The 21319-nt window shown below is 53.5% G+C and carries 12 protein-coding genes; 7 read left to right on the forward strand and 5 right to left on the reverse strand.

What is annotated here, in order from left to right:
- Positions 1-7: 7 nt before the first annotated feature.
- A complete protein-coding gene (locus tag ETR37_RS11170; protein ID WP_129447266.1) occupies positions 8-736 on the reverse strand; it encodes a coiled-coil domain-containing protein in 729 nt (242 codons plus the stop codon).
- Between the two features lie 171 nt (positions 737-907).
- On the opposite strand from ETR37_RS11170, the gene ETR37_RS11175 reads away from it, so the two are divergent.
- Entirely contained in the window at positions 908-4669 is a 3762-nt protein-coding gene (locus tag ETR37_RS11175) for a bifunctional RecB family nuclease/DEAD/DEAH box helicase (RefSeq protein ID WP_129447267.1), read from the forward strand.
- Between the two features lie 363 nt (positions 4670-5032).
- On the forward strand, positions 5033-6469 hold the full coding sequence (locus ETR37_RS11180) for a site-specific DNA-methyltransferase (protein ID WP_129447268.1): 1437 nt from the start codon (positions 5033-5035) through the stop codon (positions 6467-6469).
- Between the two features lie 101 nt (positions 6470-6570).
- Here the strand turns inward: ETR37_RS11180 and ETR37_RS11185 are convergent, their stop codons facing one another.
- A complete protein-coding gene (locus ETR37_RS11185; RefSeq protein ID WP_011230913.1) occupies positions 6571-6882 on the reverse strand; it encodes a hypothetical protein in 312 nt (103 codons plus the stop codon).
- A gap of 183 nt (positions 6883-7065) precedes the next feature.
- Positions 7066-8457: a GABA permease gene (gene gabP, locus ETR37_RS11190; protein ID WP_129447269.1), complete on the reverse strand. Its 1392-nt coding sequence runs from the start codon at positions 8455-8457 to the stop codon at positions 7066-7068.
- A gap of 228 nt (positions 8458-8685) precedes the next feature.
- Here gabP and ETR37_RS11195 point away from each other — a divergent pair, with 228 nt between their 5' ends.
- On the forward strand, positions 8686-10308 hold the full coding sequence (locus ETR37_RS11195) for a PucR family transcriptional regulator (RefSeq protein ID WP_129447270.1): 1623 nt from the start codon (positions 8686-8688) through the stop codon (positions 10306-10308).
- A 204-nt stretch (positions 10309-10512) separates the two neighbouring features.
- Positions 10513-11865: an aspartate aminotransferase family protein gene (locus ETR37_RS11200; protein WP_129447271.1), complete on the forward strand. Its 1353-nt coding sequence runs from the start codon at positions 10513-10515 to the stop codon at positions 11863-11865.
- 222 nt (positions 11866-12087) lie between these two features.
- Here ETR37_RS11200 and ETR37_RS11205 read toward each other — a convergent pair whose 3' ends face one another.
- Positions 12088-12657: a Uma2 family endonuclease gene (locus ETR37_RS11205; protein ID WP_129447272.1), complete on the reverse strand. Its 570-nt coding sequence runs from the start codon at positions 12655-12657 to the stop codon at positions 12088-12090.
- A gap of 210 nt (positions 12658-12867) precedes the next feature.
- On the opposite strand from ETR37_RS11205, the gene ETR37_RS11210 reads away from it, so the two are divergent.
- Positions 12868-13854: an NADPH:quinone oxidoreductase family protein gene (locus ETR37_RS11210; RefSeq protein WP_033005923.1), complete on the forward strand. Its 987-nt coding sequence runs from the start codon at positions 12868-12870 to the stop codon at positions 13852-13854.
- A 200-nt stretch (positions 13855-14054) separates the two neighbouring features.
- On the opposite strand, the gene gltC is transcribed toward ETR37_RS11210, so the two are convergent.
- On the reverse strand, positions 14055-14966 hold the full coding sequence (gltC, locus tag ETR37_RS11215; RefSeq protein ID WP_020755536.1) for a glutamate biosynthesis transcriptional regulator GltC: 912 nt from the start codon (positions 14964-14966) through the stop codon (positions 14055-14057).
- A 125-nt stretch (positions 14967-15091) separates the two neighbouring features.
- Here gltC and gltB point away from each other — a divergent pair, with 125 nt between their 5' ends.
- Both gltB and ETR37_RS11225 read left to right on the forward strand, forming a co-directional pair.
- On the forward strand, positions 15092-19651 hold the full coding sequence (gene gltB, locus ETR37_RS11220) for a glutamate synthase large subunit (RefSeq protein ID WP_129447273.1): 4560 nt from the start codon (positions 15092-15094) through the stop codon (positions 19649-19651).
- A 143-nt stretch (positions 19652-19794) separates the two neighbouring features.
- Positions 19795-21279, forward strand: coding sequence for a glutamate synthase subunit beta (locus tag ETR37_RS11225; RefSeq protein WP_129447274.1), 1485 nt, complete (start codon positions 19795-19797; stop codon positions 21277-21279).
- Positions 21280-21319 lie beyond the last annotated feature (40 nt).

The raw sequence follows: 21319 nt of genomic DNA on the forward strand, positions 1-21319 counted from the left end.
TTTATCGTCATAAAATGATATTCTTAATTTTGTAGATTTCCCGTTCGTGTTCGATGACTTTGTTCGAGAGGAAGGTGATGTCAAGTTTGATGTTGTTCAGCTGTTCATTGAATGATTGGGCATGGGAATCGACTTTTTTCTCTAAGGAGTCGAGTCTTTGGTGGATGGAAGAAACTTCACCGTGAAGTTTGTGCACGTCCATCGCGAGGGCGTCGAGTGCGGCGTCGGTTTCATCCTGGCGGTGAAGCAGGGCAGACATCAGATCATACAGTTCTTTTTGGCCGGCTTTGATATGGGCTTGTTCTTCTTCTAACCGCTTTTGGCCTTCAAGGAGAGCTTGCTGGATCCGCCGGAATTCTTCTTGCTCTTTGCGCATTTCCTGCTGTTCTCTACGGATCTCCTGTTGTTCTTTCCGCATTTCTTGCTGTTCTCTACGGATCTCCTGCTGTTCTTTTCGCATTTCTTGCTGTTCTCTACGGATCTCCTGTTGCTCTTTCCGTATTTCTTGCTGTTCTCTACGGATCTCCTGTTGCTCTTTCCGTATTTCTTGCTGTTCTCTACGGATCTCCTGCTGTTCTTTTCGCATTTCTTGTTGTTCTCTACGGATCTCCTGCTGTTCTTTTCGGATTTCTTGTTGTTCTGCTTCCAGCCGTTTGTGGCTTTCGACGAGGAGGTGCAGCGTGTTCTCGATATGACCAAGGCGGTTGAACAACTGCAAGAGGATCTCTTCGCTCATGGTTGGCCCCTCTTTCATTCTAATTTCCTTCATTATAGCACATATGTTCTTGTCGGACAAGCACGAATGGTGTATATAGGAAAGCGTACAAACATATGATACAATGAATAAACAAACTGACAAGTCCCAGTGCGGATGTCGGCTAGTATGTTTTTAGAAAGGGATCGATGTATGCTTTACGTTTCTCCTGCCAAAATCGCAAGCTATTTTTATCACGAGTGCGAGCGGAATTTTTATTTTCAGTCGTTGGCGAAAGAACGGCGCAGCGAGCTCGATGTGCCGGAAGAGCTGTTTGAGCAGCCTGCGGTTCATGAGAGCGTGCTGCGCCGAGGGGTTGAGTGGGAAGAGGAAGTGATTACGACCTATTTGGCCGGCCAAGTGCAGATGGGGAAGCGAGAGCCTGGCGCACCGATTTCCCACTGCTATTTGGATGGAGAGGAGACGATCCGCGAGCTGAAGCAGCCGAGCAAGCGCTATTTATACCAGCCGACATTGATCGCGCCGCCGCGCTTTTACAAACAGTACGGGTTGGATCCAGAGGCGATCCGATTTGCGGCGTGCCGTCCGGATTTGATTGAGTGCATTCCGGGACAAAACGGCTTTGTGTTCCGCATCATCGACATCAAATCATCAGATGTGTTGAAGCTTTCCCACCGCGTGCAAACGGCGTTGTATGCTTTGATTTTATCCTCGGTTTTAGAGGAGCACGGCGTTAAAGGCAGCGTTGATTTGCGCGAAGCGGGGATATGGACGTACAAAACCGAGCAGCCGCAAGCAGCCGATATCAGTCAGTTGCTTCCGTTTCTTGAACCGTTTTTGACCGACGAACTGCCGGCACTGGCCGAAAAGCAACTTGATGAGCTGTTTTGGCACTTGGATTACCGTTGCGAATGGTGCCCGTTTTACGATTATTGTTTAGACAAAGCGCGGGAACAGTCGCATATTTCCCTCGTTCCGTACTTATCGAGCCATGCGTCCCGCTTTATTCGCGAGCGGCAGCTGCCTGAGACGATCGACGAGTTTCGCCAACTTCTTGGGCGTAAAGAAACGAGACACGTCCTGAAACAAAACGCTGGATTGGCGCGCCAACTTCGGCGGCTTGAAGCGCAGCTTGAGGCGATTGCGGAGGAAAAAGTCGTTCCGTATGACCGGGCGGTGACGCATATGCCGATATGGGAAGACATCCGTCTGATTCTCACCGCGCAACGCGATCCGTTGACGGGCAAGATCGCGGCGGCATCGTTGTACCGTGTTGGTGGAACAGATGTGTTTGGAACAGGGTCGGAAATGCATCATGTTATCGCCGGTTCGTTTGAGGAATGCGACGCGGTCGGCCGAAAGTTTGCCGATGCGCTGGACCGCCTGCTTCAGACGGTGCACGATTACAACCGAGCGCGAGAGTGGCGGGCGCAAAAGTCCGTGCAGGCGTATGTCGCCGACAACTATGAATGGGACAATGTGCAGCAGCTGCTTCAAGAGCTTTTGTTGGATCCAGACTATAACGAAAAAGCCGTTCGGTTGCTGTCGTATTTCCATAGCAGCGTGCTATCAAGCGCCAGCGATCATCCAGATGAAATCGTTCCGCTTCCTGTCGTTGTTCTGACAACGGCCGTGAGCCAGCTGTTCGCCTTGCCGACGCATGTTGCGTACCGTCTTGAAGACTTGTCGCGGTATATTGCGGCCTACCATGATTCGCCGTTTCTGTACTCGGCGAGCGAGCGCTTTTCGTTCCGCTTGACAAACGCCATGAAACTGGATGTGCTGCACGACGCCTGGCAAACAGGGGACATGGAAACACGACAAGCGGTTGAGAAGGAGCTGAGCCGCCGCCTTTGGGCCGCTCACAGCATCATTCAAGGAATCCGTGCGTGGGCCGAGAGCGTCCATCCTTCGCCGCTTATGGTCTGGCCGGAAAAATTTGCGTTTCCTCATTCGGCTGATTACCGTGATCCGCTTGTGTCCAAGCTGGCGTTTATGGCGCGCTATGAGGCGCTATTAAACTACTTGGATATTCGCCAAAAGCGCCTGCTTCCGCTTTCGGAGCGGCTTGAGAACGGAGTGACGCTTCATGTCACGTACCTTGGCGGCGATCGGTTCCGATTGAACAACCGCCAGGCGCTTGAAGCGATCGACCAGAAGGCGAGCTGGCTTTTGACGGAGTGCAATGAGGAAGGGGAAAAGGCGCAACAGACGTTTCCTGATCATAAGTACGCCAGTGAATGGAAGACGCCCCAACGGGTCAATTTGTACTTTACCCGCATTCGCGCCATCGAAGATAATGGCAAGACAGCTGAACTCGAGCTCGAGTTGCCCAAATGGCTCGACCGGTTCCCGCTTGTGGAAGGAGAGGAGTATTGGCTGTCGCTTCGGCATGCGGATTTTACCACCCCGCGCGTCTTGCAGGCGTTGCAACAGTTGGATAAGGACAATCATCGCATCTTGGACTTAGTTCGCGATCCGATTCGCTATCGGAAAACGTTTCGTCCCAACTGGGATGCAGAGGAAGTCAAGGCGCTTCTCCGCCGAAGCGGGTTGACAAAAAGCCAGCGTCAGGCGTTTCTCCACTTTCTCCGCCATACGTTGACGCTCGTCTGGGGGCCGCCTGGCACCGGGAAAACGCATTTTATTGCCGTCGCTCTTCGGCTGCTTATGCCGATTTACGAAAAGCAGGGGCGCAGGCTTGCCATTCTTGTTTCGGGTTTCACCCATGCGGCGATCGAAAACGTTCTGCGCAAAATTCAGGAGCTTGCGCCGCGGCGCAGCGTCCATATCGCGAAACTTGGTGAGATTCAGACGGAAAACGCCAAAGGAATCGCCGAGGTGGCGGACCGTGACCTTCCCCGATGGCTGGGCAACGGTGGGCATCGGGTGCTTGGCGCCACGCTGTACGGCATTCAAAGAGCGTATGAAAAAGGCTGTCTAGAAGAGTTTGACGTCGTCATTCTGGATGAGGCGTCGCAAATCCGCGTGGCCGATTCACTGTTGGCGCTGCGCCATGTCAAAAAAGCAGGCAGGCTGCTTATCGTCGGCGACCATTTCCAGCTGCCGCCAATCATTCAAGGGACGTATGCGGCCGCGGAAGGGGAACCGCACCTGTTCGACTCGATTTTCCGCCTGCTGTTTGACGCGGATGTGGAGAAGCGGTATACCCGCCAACTGACGGACAATTTCCGCATGAACGAGGCGCTTTGCCGCTACCCGGCCGAGCGGATTTACAGCTCCCAGTATACCGCGTTCACCCGCCAGATTGCCGAACAAACGTTGGCGCTCGCCGATGCCCCAACTGCCGATGAATGGGTGGAAGCAGCGATCGACCCTGACTATCCGCTTGTCGTCTGCACGTATGACGGCGTGTACGGTGCCCAAGAAAACGAGGCGGAAGCGCGCTGGGTGGCGAGCATCGCGAAGGTGTTGCGGGAACGGCTTCTCGACAGCGAGGAAAAACGGTACGATGACTCATCAGAAGGCGACCAAGCGTTTTGGCGCCGCGGGCTGTTTATCATCTCGCCGCATCGGGCGCAAATCCGCGCCATTCGCCGTGAGCTTGAACACCAAGGACTGCGTCCGCCGTTTTTCGTCGATACGGTTGATAAAATGCAAGGGCAAGAAGCGGATACGGCGATCATCAGCTACGGCGTCGCCGATCCGGAACTGGCTGTGATGGAAGGGGAGTTCATCTACAGTTTGAACCGCCTCAACGTGTCGCTCACGCGGGCGCGGAAAAAGGCGATCCTCTTCCTCTCGCGCCAACTGATGTCGCCGCCGCTTCAGGTGATCGGCAACGAGGAATACCGTGAAGGAGTCAACTTTATGGTTGGGCTTGAGCAGTACGCTTTACGTCATGGGGAAGCGCAAACGTTTATGGTCGACGGTGTTGCGCTGCAAATGTACCGAGTCAGTCGTCCGAAGATGGAAAACATGGACACTCTATGAAGCTGCTGAGTTTGACAGGAAAAAAGGATGAATCAAGGCGCTGTTCAACTTGAGAAATTCTTTGATGCATCCGAGAATCCCCCATTTTCTTACTCAAAAACCGCATAAGCAGTCACCATCCGCCATGCCGCCTTCTCCGTTTGTTGGCTCGTTTTGTTTCCATGCTGAGCGCAGCCGCGCACGGTTCGGAAGAGGGGGCATGGCGATTTTTTGGGGGACGGAATGGGGATTGATGTACGAACGGTGAATAGTTGATAAGAAAATTAAGGGAGGAAACCGCCGAGTCATGGAGAAATAATGGAAATAAGATTTGTCGATAAGAAGCACTGTGCTAGGAATACGCGACAAGAGAGGGGGCGTGCCATGGCAAACGTCGGTGGGAGAAGGAAACAGGTAGCGGATGCAAGGCTTGAAGCGGTAAAGAAGCTCTTTCCGGAAGCGGTGGTGGACGGGGACATCGATTGGGATCGGTTGCGGAAGGAACTCGGCTGTGGGGGCCGGGAAGAATCGTATGAGTTCACATGGCCAGGGAAGGCGGAGGCGAGGCGGCTCGCTGAGCTGCCTGCGTCCGGAGTATTGCGGCCGGATCAGGCAGCGAGCAAACAGTGGGAGACGACGAACAATTGGTATATTGAAGGGGATAACTTAGAGGCGTTAAAGCTGTTGCGAGCAACGCATGCAGGAACCATTCAAATGATTTACATCGACCCGCCGTACAATACCGGAAAAGTGCTCACGTACAAAGACAATTGGCGCAAGGGGAAAGCCGTTGTTCCTAGCGGAATCCAGGAAGAAGCGCGCGGCCATGTCGGCTGGCTTAACATGATGTACACGCGCCTTTGGGTGGCGCGAGAGCTGTTGGCGGAGACAGGGGCGATGTTTATTTCCATTGATGATACAGAACAGGCGAATTTGAAAAAGATGTGCGATGAACTGTTTGGCGAGCGGAATTTTGTCGCCACGTTCATTTGGCAGCGGGCGTTTTCGCCTGTGAATATGAACAAGTTTGCCTCGCGCAACCATGACTTCATCCTCTGTTACGCGAAAAATATCGACCGTTTAGCTTGGTACGGCTTGCCGCGCCATCCGGAAGCGGACGGGCGGTATGCCAACCCAGACAATGACCCGCGGGGGCCGTGGACGTCAGGTGATTTGTCGGTCGGTCCGCCGATTCCGGAAAAGATTTATGAGATTGTGACGCCAAGCGGCCGGGTCGTCTCCCCGCCGAACGGGTATTGCTGGCGGGTGACGAAGGAGCGCTTCACCGAACTGGTGGAAGACAACCGCATTTGGTTTGGCAAAGACGGAAACGGGGTGCCGCGCCTGAAGCGGTTTTTAAGCGAAGTGAAGTCGACGGTGACGCCGCTTACGATTTGGACGCATGACGAGGTGTCCCATTCGCAGGAGGCGAAAAAGGAGCTGAAGGAGCTGTTCGACGGGCTGGCGGTGATGGATTACCCGAAGCCGGTGAAGCTCATTCAGCGCATGGTGGCGTTGACAACGAAGGACAATGACATCATCCTCGACTTTTTTTCCGGCTCGGCGACAACGGCCCATGCCGTCATGCAGCAAAACGCTGAAGACGGCGGCCGGCGGTCGTTTCTCATGGTGCAGCTTCCCGAACGGCTTGCGGAAACGTCCGAGGCGTATCGGGTGGGGTTTCGAACGATTTGCGACATCGGCCGCGAGCGCATTCGCCGCGCGGGGGAGAAAATCGTTTATGAAACGGGGAAGACGGAGCTTGATATTGGCTTCCGCGTGTTTCGGTTCGAGAAGAAATCGAAGCAGCCCGCTCGCTAGGTGGACGGGCTGCTTTTCGATTCGGCTGATGAAAAGCGCTTTGGTAAAACAGGCGTTGCGTCTATGTCCGAGTCCCTGATGTCCGTCGTTTCAGGCGCTTTTTACAATGACGGCGCGGCCCAGCGGTGGTCGACAAAGACGTCGTACTCCGCGGCAATCGTTTCTTTGAGCTCCGCTAAAGACGGGATGCCGTCGGCGAACGTGTAGGTGTCAAGGCAAATGAGGGAGTATTCGTCGCCGGGATCAAATACGATGGTGACGACTTCTTCCGTTCCGGCGTCCACTTGCCGGATGGTGTCGCCGTCTTCCGGCTCCACGAGTACGTTTTGGTATGTTTCGCGAATCACGTAGTAGCCTTCCTGCAATTGTTCAGTGAATAGATGTTCGATGTCTGTCAGTTCGTGGACGATCATGTTTAGGCCTCCTGATTTGTGAAATTATTCTCAATGTCAGTATACAACGAAATGACGGCGAAGGTAATAGGCGGCGACGGAAGTTTGGAAAGTTGTCATTTTTCTGTTCCGCCGCCGTTTGGGCGGGGCGGAACAGAAAAAACAGACGCCCGTGCCGATGGACGCCTGTTCATGTGGTGAAAATCAATCTTTCGCTATTGTGGATGACGCTGGCTCATGGATTGGGGCGAGACGGCGCCTTGCAAAGGCGAAGTAGCAAACGATGACGACGGCGGTGATGAGCAACGTCAGCAGCAACTGAGACACCATCGAATCGATAAACAGCATTGAGGCGAGGATCACGAGCAATATGAGAATCGTAAAATAGGTCAAGTGGGGAAACAGCCACATTTTAATTTTTAACGAATCGCTGTTTTCGCGTTCGAGTTTTTTCCGCAGGCGGAGCTGCGAGACGGCGATGGCTAAATAGACGAGCAGCGCGATCGCGCCGGAAGAGTTGACGAGAAACAGAAACACTTTGTCCGGCGAGATGTAGTTCATGATGACGGCGATGTACGCAAACAACGTGCTAGCGATGACCGCCCGCACTGGAACACCGTTTTTGCTCAGCCGCAAAAATGACTTTGGCGCTTCTCCTTTCTCTGCGAGAGAGTAAAGCATGCGCGACGTTGTGTACAGTCCGGAATTGAGGCAGGACAACACGGCGGTCAATACGATAAAGTTCATGATTTGGGCGGCCGCAGGGACGCCGACGTGTTCGAGCACGGCGACAAACGGACTCTTCAACACGCTCGCTGAGTTCCAAGGGAGCAATGTGACGACAACGGCGATGGAGCCGATGTAAAACACTAAAATCCGCCATGTGACCGACTTAGTTGCCTTGGATACTGCTTCTTGCGGTTCGGCTGATTCTCCGGCGGCGATCGTGACGATTTCCGTTCCGAAGAAGGAGAAAATAACGATGACAATGCCAACAAGGATGGAACCGATGCCATGCGGCATCAATCCGCCGTGACCAGTCAAATTTTTTAAGCCGACCGGATCGCTGCCCGGTGCAAGGCCGAAAATGAAGGCCAAACCAAGAATAAGAAAAAGGACAATGCTTGCTACTTTGATGAACGCGAACCAGTATTCAAACTCCCCGTACGATTTAACCGACCAAATATTGGTGAGTGTCATCAATATAGTCAGGATAAGGCTTAGGAGCCATAACGGAATGGAAGGAAACCAATATTGGATGATGGCGGCTCCTGCGTTCGCTTCAATGGCGATGACGATCACCCAGAAAAACCAGTAAAGCCATCCGACCGTAAATCCTGCCCAAGGACCGATTGCTTCATGGGCGTAAGCAGCAAATGAACCACTTGTCGGACGAGCCGCGGCCATCTCCCCGAGCATCCGCATCACGAGAACGACTAAAGCACCCGCTAAGGCATAGGAAAACACAGCTCCCGGTCCTGTCGAATGGATAACAGCTCCACTTCCGACAAACAATCCGGCGCCGATGACCCCAGCGATGGCAATCATAGCCATATGGCGCTCTTTCAATCCTTTTTGCAGACCGGAATCATTCATCCCTATTCCCCCTCTCAAAAAGAGTTTAAATTTTTCAAATAATCTCACTACGCGATTGTTTTTAGTGTATATGGAAAAATTCACTCTACACATTAGACAAAATGCCAACTAAAAATGGAGTTTCATTGGACGATTTGTCAATAGGCGTCTCGGCTATAGAAGGAGTTTAGTTATAAAGTTTCGAATATTTGTGATAATAAAGACAAAGCAAAAGGGGGAGAGGCAAGAATGGAATGCAGCTTTCCTCTTACGGTCGCTGACGTTTTAAGGAGAAAATATTTTGAAAGAGCCGTTGTTGCCGCTGGAAAAGGCGGGTTGTCCAGAATCGTCAAGTGGGTGCATGTCGTCGAGGTGACGAAAATCAGCAATTTGTTACGGGGCAAAGAGTTGATTTTATCCACTGGAGTCGGATGGCGGGAAGATGCTTCGTTGTTTTTATCGCTGCTTCGGCAACTGATCGAATGCGATGCCTCCGGGTTGTGCATCGAACTAGGAACATATGCTTCTTCCATCCCTGATGAAGCGTTAAAACTGGCGGATCAGCACGATTTCCCGATCATCTTTTTCCTTGAAGAAGTCCCGTTCGTTGAAATCACCCATGACATCCATACGCATTTGATCAACCAACAGTATCAAATGATTTCCCAGCTTGAATCGTATTCCCAAGAGTTAAACAAAAAGCTGTTGACCGTTCATGACCATCGGGAGATTTTAACGTGTTTGCATGATTGTTTAGGCCATCACGTGGCTTTTAAAATGCAGGGCGGGGATGTGGAGTACATTCCATGTCGGCCGAGGCAGAAACGCGAGGCCAGCATCTGTTCGGGGAACAGCGGATGGCCCGTAGATGCGGTCGTCAAGCCGATTTCTTTGTTCGGCGCCGAGTATGCGGAGCTGGCCCTTCTCCCTGACGGCCGCGATGTCAATGAGTTTGACCTTCTCATTTTGGATCGCACTGCGACTGCTTTGGCGCAACACTTATTGCGGAACCTTTATGCTGAGGAGAAACGGCGCACGGAGGAAAACGAGTGGCTGAAAGGATGGCTTGAAGGGGAATACTCAGACCAAGAGATTTCTTCCTTTTTATTGGATCATCATCCCTCTTTTGACAGCCGTCGGGGAGTTGTGTGGGTTTGCAAGGTGGAAAGGGCTCATCAAAAAGGAAATTTTGATTTGACATATTTCAAGCTTTTATGTCGTTCGCTATTTGAGCAGCGAGGATTTTTCGTGTTTTCTGTGGAGATAGGCCGGCAGCTGGCGTTTATCGCCCTTGATTGGCGGGGTGAGTCCACGTGGAAAAAGCGGGTCGAAGATGGAATTGAATCCATTAAGGCGTCAGATTTTGTACGGACGCGTCTTCCCTCCTTATCCATAGGCGTTGGAACGTTTGTCAACTCTCTTTCTGCCATGAATCAAAGCTATCGAGCCGCGCTGGAGGCGCTGAAAATTCGAAACCGGTTGAAGGATCAAACGGTCAGTCCATTTTACGAGGATTTGCATTTGTATCGGATGATCATGGTTCTAGATAAATATAGCAATCTGCGCGAAACGGCCTGTCAATATTTAGGGCCGATTATCGAGTACGACAGGAAGTACAATGGGAAGCTGCTAGAAACGCTCAAGGTGTACTTGCAGTGCAACGGCTCGAAACAAGAGACAGCGAAGCGGCTGTTTATTGTCCGGCAAACGTTGTATCACCGTATAGAGAAGCTGGAAAGTTTCCTTGGCCCCGATTTCATGGCGCCTGATAAACGGCTGGCCATTGAGCTGATGATCAAAGCGTACGACTGCTTGATGGATGCGGACGAGATTTCGTACAGACATCGGAATGTGCAGCGTTGGGCTGATTGAGGAGGATCGGACAAGACGACGGATTCGTGAAAAAGCTTTTCGCTTAAAAATATCCTACGGTCGCGGTTGGGAGTGAACGCAGTGGTCAAACTGTGGAGCAAATGTGTTCACCGTTTTTACACTCTGTCTAATGAACAGCATGGTGAATTGAGCGATAATGGCTATAACATGAAACGATTCTAAATAGAGGGGAGTCAAGCGGCGATGAAAACGGAACAACCCCACCAACTGTGGCTCGAAAAAGACGACCGATATATCTGGCATTCGATGAAGCCGTATAACCCACAAGCAACGCTGATTGCGGCCGAAGCGAAAGGCTGCTGGGTGACGGATGCAGCTGGACGCCAGTATTTGGATGCGATGGCGGGGCTCTGGTGCGTCAACGTCGGCTATGGGCGCGAGGAACTCGCCGAAGCGGCGTATGAGCAGCTGAAGACGCTGGCGTATTTCCCGCTCACGCAAAGCCATCGTCCGGCGATCGAGCTCGGGGAAAAGCTCAACGAACTGTTAGGCGATGAGTATGTGATTTTCTTTTCCAACAGCGGGTCGGAAGCGAACGAAACGGCGTTTAAAATCGCCCGCCAATACCATCAGCAACGCGGGGAGCATCATCGGTACAAAATCATTTCTCGCTACCGGGCGTACCATGGGAATTCCATGGGGGCGCTCTCAGCCACCGGACAGGCGCAGCGGAAATACAAATACGAACCGCTCGCCCCAGGTTTCATCCACGTGCCGCCGCCGGATGTGTACCGCGACCCGGATGCGGCGGACGATCCGCGCCGACTGCGGGCGGTAAAGGCCATTGATGATGTCATGACGTGGGAGTTGAGCGAAACGATTGCGGCCGTCATTATGGAGCCGATCATCACCGGGGGCGGTGTGCTCATTCCTCCGGACGGGTATATGAAAGCGGTCAAAGAAGTGTGTGAAAAACACGGCGCTTTGCTTATTGTCGATGAAGTCATCTGCGGCTTCGGCCGGACGGGAAAAGCGTTCGGATTTCAACACTACGGCGTCAAGCCGGACATCATCACGATGGCGAAAGGCATTACAAGCGCGTATTTGCCGCTGGCGGCAACGGCGGTTCGGAAAGAGATTTACGAGGCGTTCAAAGGAACAGGCGAATACGACTATTTCCGCCATGTCAATACGTTTGGCGGCCACCCGGCTTCGTGCGCGGTGGCGCTGAAAAACATCGAGATTATGGAGGAAGAGCGGCTGTTTGACCGCTCGCGCGAGGCAGGGGAATGGCTGCTTGATGAGCTCAAAACGAACCTAGCCGGCCACCCGTATGTCGGCGATGTGCGCGGCAAAGGGCTGCTTGTGGGCATTGAGCTTGTCGCTGACAAGGCGACGAAAGAGCCTCTTGATGTGTCGCTTGTCAATCAAGTGATCCATCGATGCAAAGAAAACGGCCTCATCATTGGCAAAAACGGAACGACAGTCGCCGGGTACAACAACGTGCTCACCTTGTCGCCGCCGCTTTGCATCACGGATGATGAACTTTCGTTTGTGGTCCGCGTCTTGAGCGGGGCGCTAGCGGCCATTCAATAAGAAGAACAAACGCCAGCTTGGGTCGACAGGCTGGTGTTTTGTTTGCCTTCGTGCAGACATTCGGAAAAACATAGAAGCAGGCCGCTGTCGCTAGGGTTGGACGTTCTCCCGGTTTCGAGATGGGAGATTCTTAGACATCTGCCTTAGGGCCGGCTGCCCGATCATCGATTCCTGTGCGTTTGACGAAAGATCGATCATGAACACTGAATGGTCAGAACCGTTTTAACTCCATCCAAATACATACGTTAGTGGAATAGCTAAGTCCTCAAATTGTGCGGAATGCAGCGTGTCTTGTTGCCCGTATGTGGCATGCCGTTGATAGGCTCCTTCGTGCAAATGGTATACATGAATCATTTTGTTAGCCGTATCGACGATCCAATATTCTGCAATGCCATAGTGTTGGTACGTGTAAAATTTTTCGTTGTAATCTTTTAAAGCGGTTGAAGGTGACAAAACTTCAACAACTAGCGCAGGCGCCCCGTAACATCCTTTTTGGACAATCTGTTTTTTATTGCAAATCACGGCAATATCGGGTTGGACAATGTCATCAGGGGTTTCATACGTTTCATTTTTGCTAAGGAATACATCAAACGGCGCCATAAAGACGTAACAATGTTGGTTTTGGAAAAAATGGCGCAAAGCAAAATACAATTCTCCGACGGCAAATTGATGTTCCGAAGATGGAGCAGGTGTCATATTATAGGCTTTTCCATTTATCAGTTCCCAGCGGCCTTCCCATGTTTTCCAGTCAGCGTACGTGTAAATTTTGTTCGAGTCAGGGATATTGCCCATTGTTCCACCCTCTTTCATTTTAAAGATACGCTTGTTTACAGTGTACCAAAAGAAATCAAGGAAGTGTAGGGAGGACCTTTCATTAGACGTTTATTCATCGTTCGCTTACGCTCACAGGTGGAAGTGAGGGGCTTTTTGGTTCAGAAAAGGAATCTGGCGTTTGGTTGTCGAATGACATGAGTGAAAAATGTATGGGAAAGGGAGAGAATGATGTCCGTATTTCAAGCGTTCGTTGTCAACAAAACCGAAACAGAATTTACTGCCGGTGTGCAGACGATGTCCATCGATGATTTGCCGGAAGGAGACGTCGTTGTCCGCGTCCATTATTCAAGCGTCAACTACAAAGATGGATTGGCGTCCATTCCGGACGGCAAAATTGTGAAAACGTATCCATTTGTGCCGGGAATTGATTTGGCCGGGGTGGTTGTTTCGTCGCACCATCCGCGTTTCCGCGAAGGGGATGAGGTGATTGCGACTGGCTATGAAATCGGCGTGACGCATTTCGGAGGCTACAGCGAGTACGCCCGGCTGCATGGCGATTGGCTCGTGCCGCTGCCGAAAGGGTTGACGTTGAAAGAAGCGATGGCGATTGGGACGGCTGGGTTTACAGCGGCGCTGTCCATTCACCGTCTTGAGGAGCAGGGGCTGACGCCGGAACGCGGACCGGTGCTCGTCACGGGGGCGACGGGCGGCGTCGGCAGCTTGGCCGTGTCGATGCTTGCGAAGCGCGGCTATACGGTGGAAGCAAGCACAGGAAAAGCGGCGGAGCACGATTATTTGCGTGCTCTCGGCGCCAAGGAAGTGTTGACGCGCGAAGACGTCACGGCTGAACGCATTCGTCCGCTTGATCAGCAGCGCTGGGCGGCGGCGGTCGACCCGGTCGGCGGTCGGACGCTGGCCACGGTGTTAAGCCGCATCCGCTACGGCGGAGCGGTGGCAGTGAGCGGGTTGACAGGCGGCGTCGAGGTGCCGACAACCGTCCATCCGTTCATTTTGCGCGGCATCAGTTTGCTTGGCATCGACTCCGTCTATTGCCCGATGGAGCTGCGCCTCCGCATTTGGGAGCGGCTCGCTGGCGACTTAAAGCCGGATTTGGAGCGGATTGCTCAAGAGATTTCGCTCGCTGAATTGCCGCAAGCGCTTAAGCGCATTTTGCGCGGCGAACTGCGCGGCCGGACGGTCGTGCGGTTAGGATGACGTTCGGACGCAATCTAACTGAAGCAGCGTCCGAATTTGGTGCTCTCCACATCTTCTTTATTGAATGATCCTTGATGAGTGAAGGCGCCGGAAAGGGTAAGTGTGCAGAAGAAGAAAGGAAAGACGCAGAGTGAAGCACCTGCGTCTTTTTTTTGTGATCTCGAATCCGTTTTTCGACGTGAGCGTAGGCGGGGGAGCGTTCACCCCCTCAATTGATACCGCTCGAGCTCCGCGAAAAAGTCTTTCACAAACTGGTAAAACACTTTCACCGACGGAGCGAGTTCGTGGTGGTCGGAAATGATAATGCCGACGTTTCGCTTTACTTGCGGCATCTCAATCGGCACTTTGGCGGCGTAGCGAAGGAGGCTTTCCGACAGGGCGCTTTCCGGCAGGAGAGTGACGCCGATGCCAGCGGAGACAAGCCCTTTAATGGCATCGAGATCTTCGCCTTCCGATGAAATGTTGGGCGAAAATCCGGCTTGGTGGCAAGCGTCAATAACGATTTGATGCAAAATGTATCCTTTTGGAAACGTTACAAATGGATCATGGCGCAGTTCGTTCAATACGATCCGGTCGCGGCGGGCGAGCGGATGGCTGTTCGGCAGGAGGGCGGCAAACGGTTCGGAAAACAAAATTTCTCCTTTAATGCCGATTTCACGAACCGGAATCGGTCCGAGAAAGGCAAGGTCGATCTCCCGTTTTTTCACCGCTTCGATTAAATAATAGTACGACCCTTGGCGGAGATGGAACGAGACGTTTGGGTGTTCCGCTTTAAAGGCGGAGATGACCATCGGCATCATGTGGCTTGCCAGGCTTGTCGGAAACCCGATTTTAATCGTTCCGCGTTCCGGGTCCAAATACTCTTCGATTTGTTGCTTTGCATCCTCGACCGCCTTTAACACCGCTTCGGCGTGCGGCAAAAAATGGCGGCCGATCGGGGTGAGCTTCACGTTTCGCCCTTCCCGTTCAAACAGCTGCACGCCAAGCTCCGCTTCGAGGTTGGCAATTTGCCGGCTGATCGCCGACTGCGCGACATGGAGGGCGTCGGCGGCTTCGGAGACGTGTTCGCGCCGGGCGACTTCCACGAAATATTGCAGTTGCCGCAGCTCCATTTTTCTCCCTCCTTTTGATTGATCGCAAAAAGAGATGGATTTTATCTAAATTATATATTGTTTATATTAATTTTGAAAACTACAATGAATATTACAGACAATTCGGAACGGGAGGGGAAGGCAGCATGAAACACTACGGATTACCGGAAGCGCAAGGGTTATATCGCCCGGAATTTGAGCATGATGCATGCGGGATCGGGTTTTATGCGCATTTGAAAGGAAAACCGTCGCACGACATTATCAAAAAGGCACTTCATATGCTTCGCCAGCTTGAACACCGCGGCGGACAAGGGAGCGATCCGGAAACGGGCGATGGCGCGGGCATTATGACGCAAATTCCGCATGAGTATTTTCAAGCGGTGTGCGGCGGGATGAACTTGCCGGAAAAAGGGCGCTACGGGGTCGGGATGTTCTTTTTGCCGGAAGAGGAAGCGAAACGGGCGTACTATGAATCGATGTTCAATGAGATCGTCGCTCAAGAAGGGCAACGGCTGCTCGGATGGCGGACAGTTCCAGTTGATCGTGAAAAGCTTGGCAAACTGGCGCGGCAAAGCCAGCCGTTCATCCGCCAAGTGTTTGTCGCGGCAAGTGATGACGTGGCTGATGAGTTGGCGTTTGAACGGAAGCTGTATGTGATCCGCAAACAATTCGAAAAATGTGTGGAACACAACGAGTGCTATGTAGCGAGCTTCTCGAGCCGGACGATCGTTTATAAAGGGTTGCTTACGCCGGAACAAATCGATGCGTTTTATTTGGATTTGCAAGATGAACGGTTCCGTTCGGCGTTTGCCCTCGTGCACTCGCGCTTCAGCACGAACACGTTCCCGAGCTGGGAGCGGGCCCATCCGAACCGCTATTTGATCCATAACGGCGAGATCAACACGTTGCGCGGCAATGTCAACTGGATGACGGCGCGCGAGAAGCAATTTGTGTCGGAAGCGTTCGGCGCGGATTTGGAAAAAGTCGTGCCGATTTTGGATACGAACGGCAGCGACTCGTCGATTTTGGACAATGCGTTCGAATTTTTCGTTCTTGCTGGCCGGAAGCCGGCCCATGTCGCGATGATGCTCATTCCGGAACCGTGGTTTTGGGATGAGCAGATGGACGGGGCGAAAAAGGCGTTTTACGAGTACCATAGCTGTCTCATGGAGCCGTGGGATGGACCGACGGCGATTTCGTTCACCGACGGCAAGCAAATCGGCGCCATTTTGGACCGGAACGGCTTGCGTCCGGCCCGCTATTACGTCACCAAAGACGACTACATTATTTTCTCATCCGAAGTCGGCGTCATTGATGTCGACCCGAACAACATTTTATATAAGGAACGGCTGAGCCCGGGGAAAATGCTGTTGGTTGACCTCGAGCAAGGGCGCATCATCTCCGACCAGGAAATCAAGGAAGAAATGGCTCATGAAAAGCCATATCGCCAATGGATCAACGAGCAAATGATCACGCTTGGCGATCTGGAAATTCCGGAGGACGTCGAAGCGCCGAAGCAACTCGTCAAACTGCAAAAAGCGTTCGGCTACACGTTTGAAGATGTGGAAAAAACGATTTTGCCGATGGCGACGGAGGGGAAAGATCCGACGGGGGCGATGGGCATGGATGCGCCGCTTGCCGTGCTGTCCGAGCGGCCGCAAAGCTTGTTCAACTACTTCAAGCAGCTGTTTGCCCAAGTGACAAATCCGCCGATTGACGCCATCCGCGAATATGTCGTCACGTCAACGATGACGCTGCTCGGCAAAGAAGGGAATATTTTGCATCCGGACGCCAAAGCGGCGCGGCGCATTCGCCTTGAGACGCCGCTGTTGACGAACGAAGAACTGGCGGCGTTAAAAGCCAATCCGTACCCGGAATTTGCGTGCGCGGTGCTGCCGACGTTATTTACCGACGATTTGAAAACGGCGCTTGATGAGCTGTTTGCCAAAGCGGATGAAGCGATCGAAAACGGGGCGGCGCTTCTTGTGCTGTCCGACCGCGGCGTTGATGAAACACATGTCGCCATTCCGGTTTTGTTGGCGACAAGCGGGCTTCACCAGCATCTTGTCCGCAACGGGACGCGCACGAACGTCAGCCTGCTGGTCGAAAGCGGCGAAGCGCGTGAAGTGCATCATTTTGCGGCGCTCATCGGCTACGGGGCGGACGCCATCAACCCGTACTTGGCGCTCGAGACCATCCGCCAGGCGTCAGAAAACGGCGTCATCGCCTTGTCGTACCGGGAAGCAGCGAAAACGTACATCAAGGCAGCCGTTGACGGCGTTGTCAAAGTGATGTCGAAAATGGGCATTTCGACGGTGCAAAGCTACCGCGGCGCGCAAATTTTTGAAGCGGTCGGCATCGGCGACGATGTCATTGAGGAATACTTCACCGGCACGGCATCGCAAATCGGCGGCATCGGGCTTGCGGAAATTGCGAAAGAAGCGAAAATGCGCCACGAAGCCGCTTTCGGCGCGCGGCATGAAGACGATGTGCTCGATGCAGGCAGCGAGCTGCAATGGCGGCGCAACGGCGAACATCACGCGTTCAATCCGAAGACGATCCATTTGTTGCAATGGGCGTGCCGGAAAAACGATTACAACCTCTATAAACAATATTCGAAACTGGCCAATGAAGAACAGTTGACGTTTTTGCGCAACTTGTTCGATTTCGATTCGAGCCGGCAACCGGTGCCGATTGAGGAAGTCGAACCGGTCGAGTCGATCGTCCGCCGCTTTAAAACAGGGGCCATGTCGTTCGGTTCGATCAGCCAGGAAGCCCATGAGGCGCTGGCGATCGCCATGAACCGGATCGGCGGAAAAAGCAACAGCGGCGAGGGCGGCGAAGACCCGGCCCGCTATGTGAAAGATGAAAACGGCGACTGGCGCCGCAGCGCGATCAAACAAGTGGCGTCCGGGCGTTTTGGCGTAAAAAGCCATTATTTGGTTAACGCTGACGAATTGCAAATCAAAATGGCGCAAGGGGCAAAACCAGGTGAAGGTGGCCAGCTTCCGGCCAATAAAGTGTATCCGTGGGTCGGCAAAGTGCGCGGCTCAACGCCGGGAGTCGAGCTCATTTCCCCGCCGCCGCACCATGACATTTACTCGATCGAAGACTTGGCCCAACTCATTTATGATTTGAAAAACGCCAACAAAGACGCGCGCATCAGCGTCAAGCTCGTCGCCAAAGCCGGCGTTGGCACGATCGCCGCTGGCGTGGCGAAAGGGAACGCCGATGTCATTGTCATCAGCGGCTATGACGGCGGCACGGGTGCGTCGCCGAAAACGAGCATCAAGCATGCCGGCTTGCCGTGGGAGCTTGGATTGGCGGAAACGCATCAGACGCTCATGCTCAATGGGTTGCGCGACCGCGTCGTTCTAGAAACCGACGGCAAATTGATGACCGGCCGTGATGTCGTGATGGCGGCGCTGTTTGGGGCCGAAGAATTCGGATTTGCGACGGCACCGCTCGTCGTTTTAGGCTGTGTCATGATGCGCGTCTGCCATTTGGATACATGCCCGGTCGGCGTGGCGACGCAAAATCCGGAACTGCGCAAAAAATTCACCGGGAAGCCCGAACATGTCGTCAACTTTATGTACTTTGTCGCTCAAGAAGTGCGGGAAATTATGGCGGAGCTCGGCTTCCGCACGATCGACGAAATGGTCGGCCGCGTTGACGTCTTGAAAGTGAGCGAACGGGCGAAAGCGCATTGGAAAGCGAAACATCTCGATCTGTCGCGTCTTCTGTACCAAGTCGATGGACCGCGCACTTGCATCAAAGGGCAAAACCATCGTTTGGAAGAGACGCTTGATCATACAGAAATTTTGCCGGCGGTGCAGCCAGCGCTTGAACGGCAGGAGCCGGTCGAACTTCACCTCGCCATCCGCAACGTCCACCGCACGGTCGGGGCGATGACCGGCAGCGAGATTTCGAAACGCTACGGTGAGGAAGGGTTGCCGGATGATACGATCCGCCTCCATTTCACCGGATCGGCCGGGCAAAGCTTTGCAGCGTTTGTGCCGAAAGGGATGACGCTTGAGCTCGTCGGCGACGCGAACGACTACGTCGGCAAAGGGCTTTCCGGCGGCAAAGTGATCGTCCGTCCGCCGCATGAGGCGCCGTTTGCCGCGGCTGACAACGTCATCATTGGCAACGTGGCGTTTTACGGGGCTACAAGCGGCGAAGCGTACATTCGCGGCCGCGCTGGGGAGCGGTTCTGCGTCCGCAACAGCGGCGTCCATGCTGTTGTCGAAGGCGTCGGCGACCACGGCTGTGAATATATGACCGGCGGCCGCGTTGTCATCCTCGGTTCGGTTGGCAAAAACTTCGCCGCCGGCATGTCCGGTGGGATCGCTTACGTTCTTGCCGATGAAGACAGCTGGCAGCAAACCGCCAACCTTGAGCTCGTCTCATTTGAGCGGCTCGAAGACGAGGAAGAAATTCGCGACGTGCGCCGGATGATCGAAAACCATTACCGCTATACAGGAAGCCCGCGGGCTGCATTGGTGCTCGACGAGTGGGACGATTACGTCCGCCGCTTCGTCAAAGTTATTCCGCGCAATTACAAACTGATGATTGAGACGATCGAAACGCTCGAACAGTCCGGGCTTTCGCACGAAGAAGCTGTCATGGCGGCGTTTGAAACGGTGGCAAAACAGAAAAAAGCGGCTGTCGGCGGCGTCCATCAGCTGCAAGCGGTGGCGAAGTAACGCTGTGGCTTGCGATTGGCCGCGAAGTGACGACGCCGCTTCGGCTCCGCGGCTTCGCGGGGCCCGCTTTTTGATCGGCCAACAGGCGGGAAGGCCGCATGAGAGAAGAGAGGATACGTACGGAAAGAAGGAGGGGAACCATCGTGGGAAAAGCAACAGGATTTATGGAATATGCACGCGAGGAAGAGAAAAAGCGCGATCCGCTTTCCCGTCTCGATGATTGGAAAGAATACACGCAGCCGTTTTCCGAAGACGTGCTGGCCCGCCAAGGCGCCCGCTGTATGGACTGTGGCACGCCGTTTTGTCATATGGGATTGGAGCTAAACGGCCTTACCTCGGGGTGTCCGGTGCACAACTTGATCCCGGAATGGAACGATTTGGTGTACCGAGGTCGTTGGAAAGAAGCGCTTGACCGACTTTTAAAGACCAACAACTTCCCAGAATTTACTGGTCGCGTCTGTCCGGCGCCGTGCGAAGGATCGTGCACGGTGGCCATTTCCGACCCAGCGGTTGCGATTAAAGGAATCGAACGGGCCATTATTGATAAAGGGTTTGCTGAAGGATGGGTGAAACCGCGCATTCCGAAAACAAGAACAGGGAAAAAAGTGGCCATCGTCGGCTCTGGCCCGGCTGGGCTCGCCTGTGCCGACCAACTTAACCAAGCTGGCCATTCGGTGACGGTGTACGAGCGGACCGATCGCATCGGCGGCTTGTTGATGTACGGCATTCCGAATATGAAACTGGAAAAAGAAGTGGTCGAGCGTCGGGTGCGTCTGCTCGAAGAGGAAGGCATTACGTTTGTCACGAACACCGAAGTTGGCAAGGACATCACCGCCGAGGAGCTGCGCGCCAAGTACGACGCCATTGTCTTGTGCATCGGGGCGCAAAAGCAACGCGATTTGGCCATTGAAGGCCGTGAGCTGGAGGGCGTCCATTTTGCGATGGATTATTTGACGGGCGTGACGAAAAGTTTATTGGATTCCAACTTTGCCGATGGCCAGTTTATCGATGCCAAGGGAAAACGTGTCATTGTGATCGGCGGCGGCGACACGGGGGCCGACTGTGTGGCGACCGCGCTGCGCCAAGGCTGCAAAAGCGTCGTCCAGTTCGGCAAACACCCTGCCTTGCCGGACAAGCGCCCGGACGATAATCCGTGGCCGCAATATCCGCTCGTCTTTACGCTTGACTACGCGTATGAAGAAGCAAAAGCGAAATTCGGCGCCGACCCGCGTCAATATTGCATCCAGACGAAAAAAATCGTCGGGGATGAATACGGCCGGGTGAAAGAGCTGCATACGATTCAAATGGAAAAAATCATTGATGAAAACGGCAAAGCGATCTTTAAAGAAATTCCGGGGACGGAACAAGTATGGCCGTGTGATTTGGTGTTTATCGCCATCGGGTTTGAAGGGCCAGAGCAGCCGTTGTTGAAGCAGTTTGGCGTTGAAACGATCAACAACAAAGTGAAAGCCCCATACGGCAAATATACAACAAACATCGAGGGCGTGTTTGCGGCCGGCGACGCCCGCCGCGGCCAAAGCCTGATCGTTTGGGCGATCCACGAGGGCCGGGGGGCGGCCCGTGAAGTGGACCGGTTCCTGATGGGAGAGACGAAGCTGCCGTCGTAACGGTTGTTTCCTCCTTAAAAAGTGCTGCTTTTTAAGGAGG

The sequence above is a fragment of the Geobacillus sp. PK12 genome, from assembly GCF_004123125.1.
Lineage (GTDB): Bacteria > Bacillota > Bacilli > Bacillales > Anoxybacillaceae > Geobacillus > Geobacillus zalihae.

What these genes read in the sequence shown, in the direction of transcription:
- ETR37_RS11170 (WP_129447266.1), bottom strand. Translation starts at nt 736, where the DNA reads ATGAGCGAAGAGATCCTCTTGCAGTTGTTCAACCGCCTTGGTCATATC.
- ETR37_RS11175 (WP_129447267.1), top strand. Translation starts at nt 908, where the DNA reads ATGCTTTACGTTTCTCCTGCCAAAATCGCAAGCTATTTTTATCACGAG.
- ETR37_RS11180 (WP_129447268.1), top strand. Translation starts at nt 5,033, where the DNA reads ATGGCAAACGTCGGTGGGAGAAGGAAACAGGTAGCGGATGCAAGGCTT.
- ETR37_RS11185 (WP_011230913.1), bottom strand. Translation starts at nt 6,882, where the DNA reads ATGATCGTCCACGAACTGACAGACATCGAACATCTATTCACTGAACAA.
- gabP (WP_129447269.1), bottom strand. Translation starts at nt 8,457, where the DNA reads ATGAATGATTCCGGTCTGCAAAAAGGATTGAAAGAGCGCCATATGGCT.
- ETR37_RS11195 (WP_129447270.1), top strand. Translation starts at nt 8,686, where the DNA reads ATGGAATGCAGCTTTCCTCTTACGGTCGCTGACGTTTTAAGGAGAAAA.
- ETR37_RS11200 (WP_129447271.1), top strand. Translation starts at nt 10,513, where the DNA reads ATGAAAACGGAACAACCCCACCAACTGTGGCTCGAAAAAGACGACCGA.
- ETR37_RS11205 (WP_129447272.1), bottom strand. Translation starts at nt 12,657, where the DNA reads ATGGGCAATATCCCTGACTCGAACAAAATTTACACGTACGCTGACTGG.
- ETR37_RS11210 (WP_033005923.1), top strand. Translation starts at nt 12,868, where the DNA reads ATGTCCGTATTTCAAGCGTTCGTTGTCAACAAAACCGAAACAGAATTT.
- gltC (WP_020755536.1), bottom strand. Translation starts at nt 14,966, where the DNA reads ATGGAGCTGCGGCAACTGCAATATTTCGTGGAAGTCGCCCGGCGCGAA.
- gltB (WP_129447273.1), top strand. Translation starts at nt 15,092, where the DNA reads ATGAAACACTACGGATTACCGGAAGCGCAAGGGTTATATCGCCCGGAA.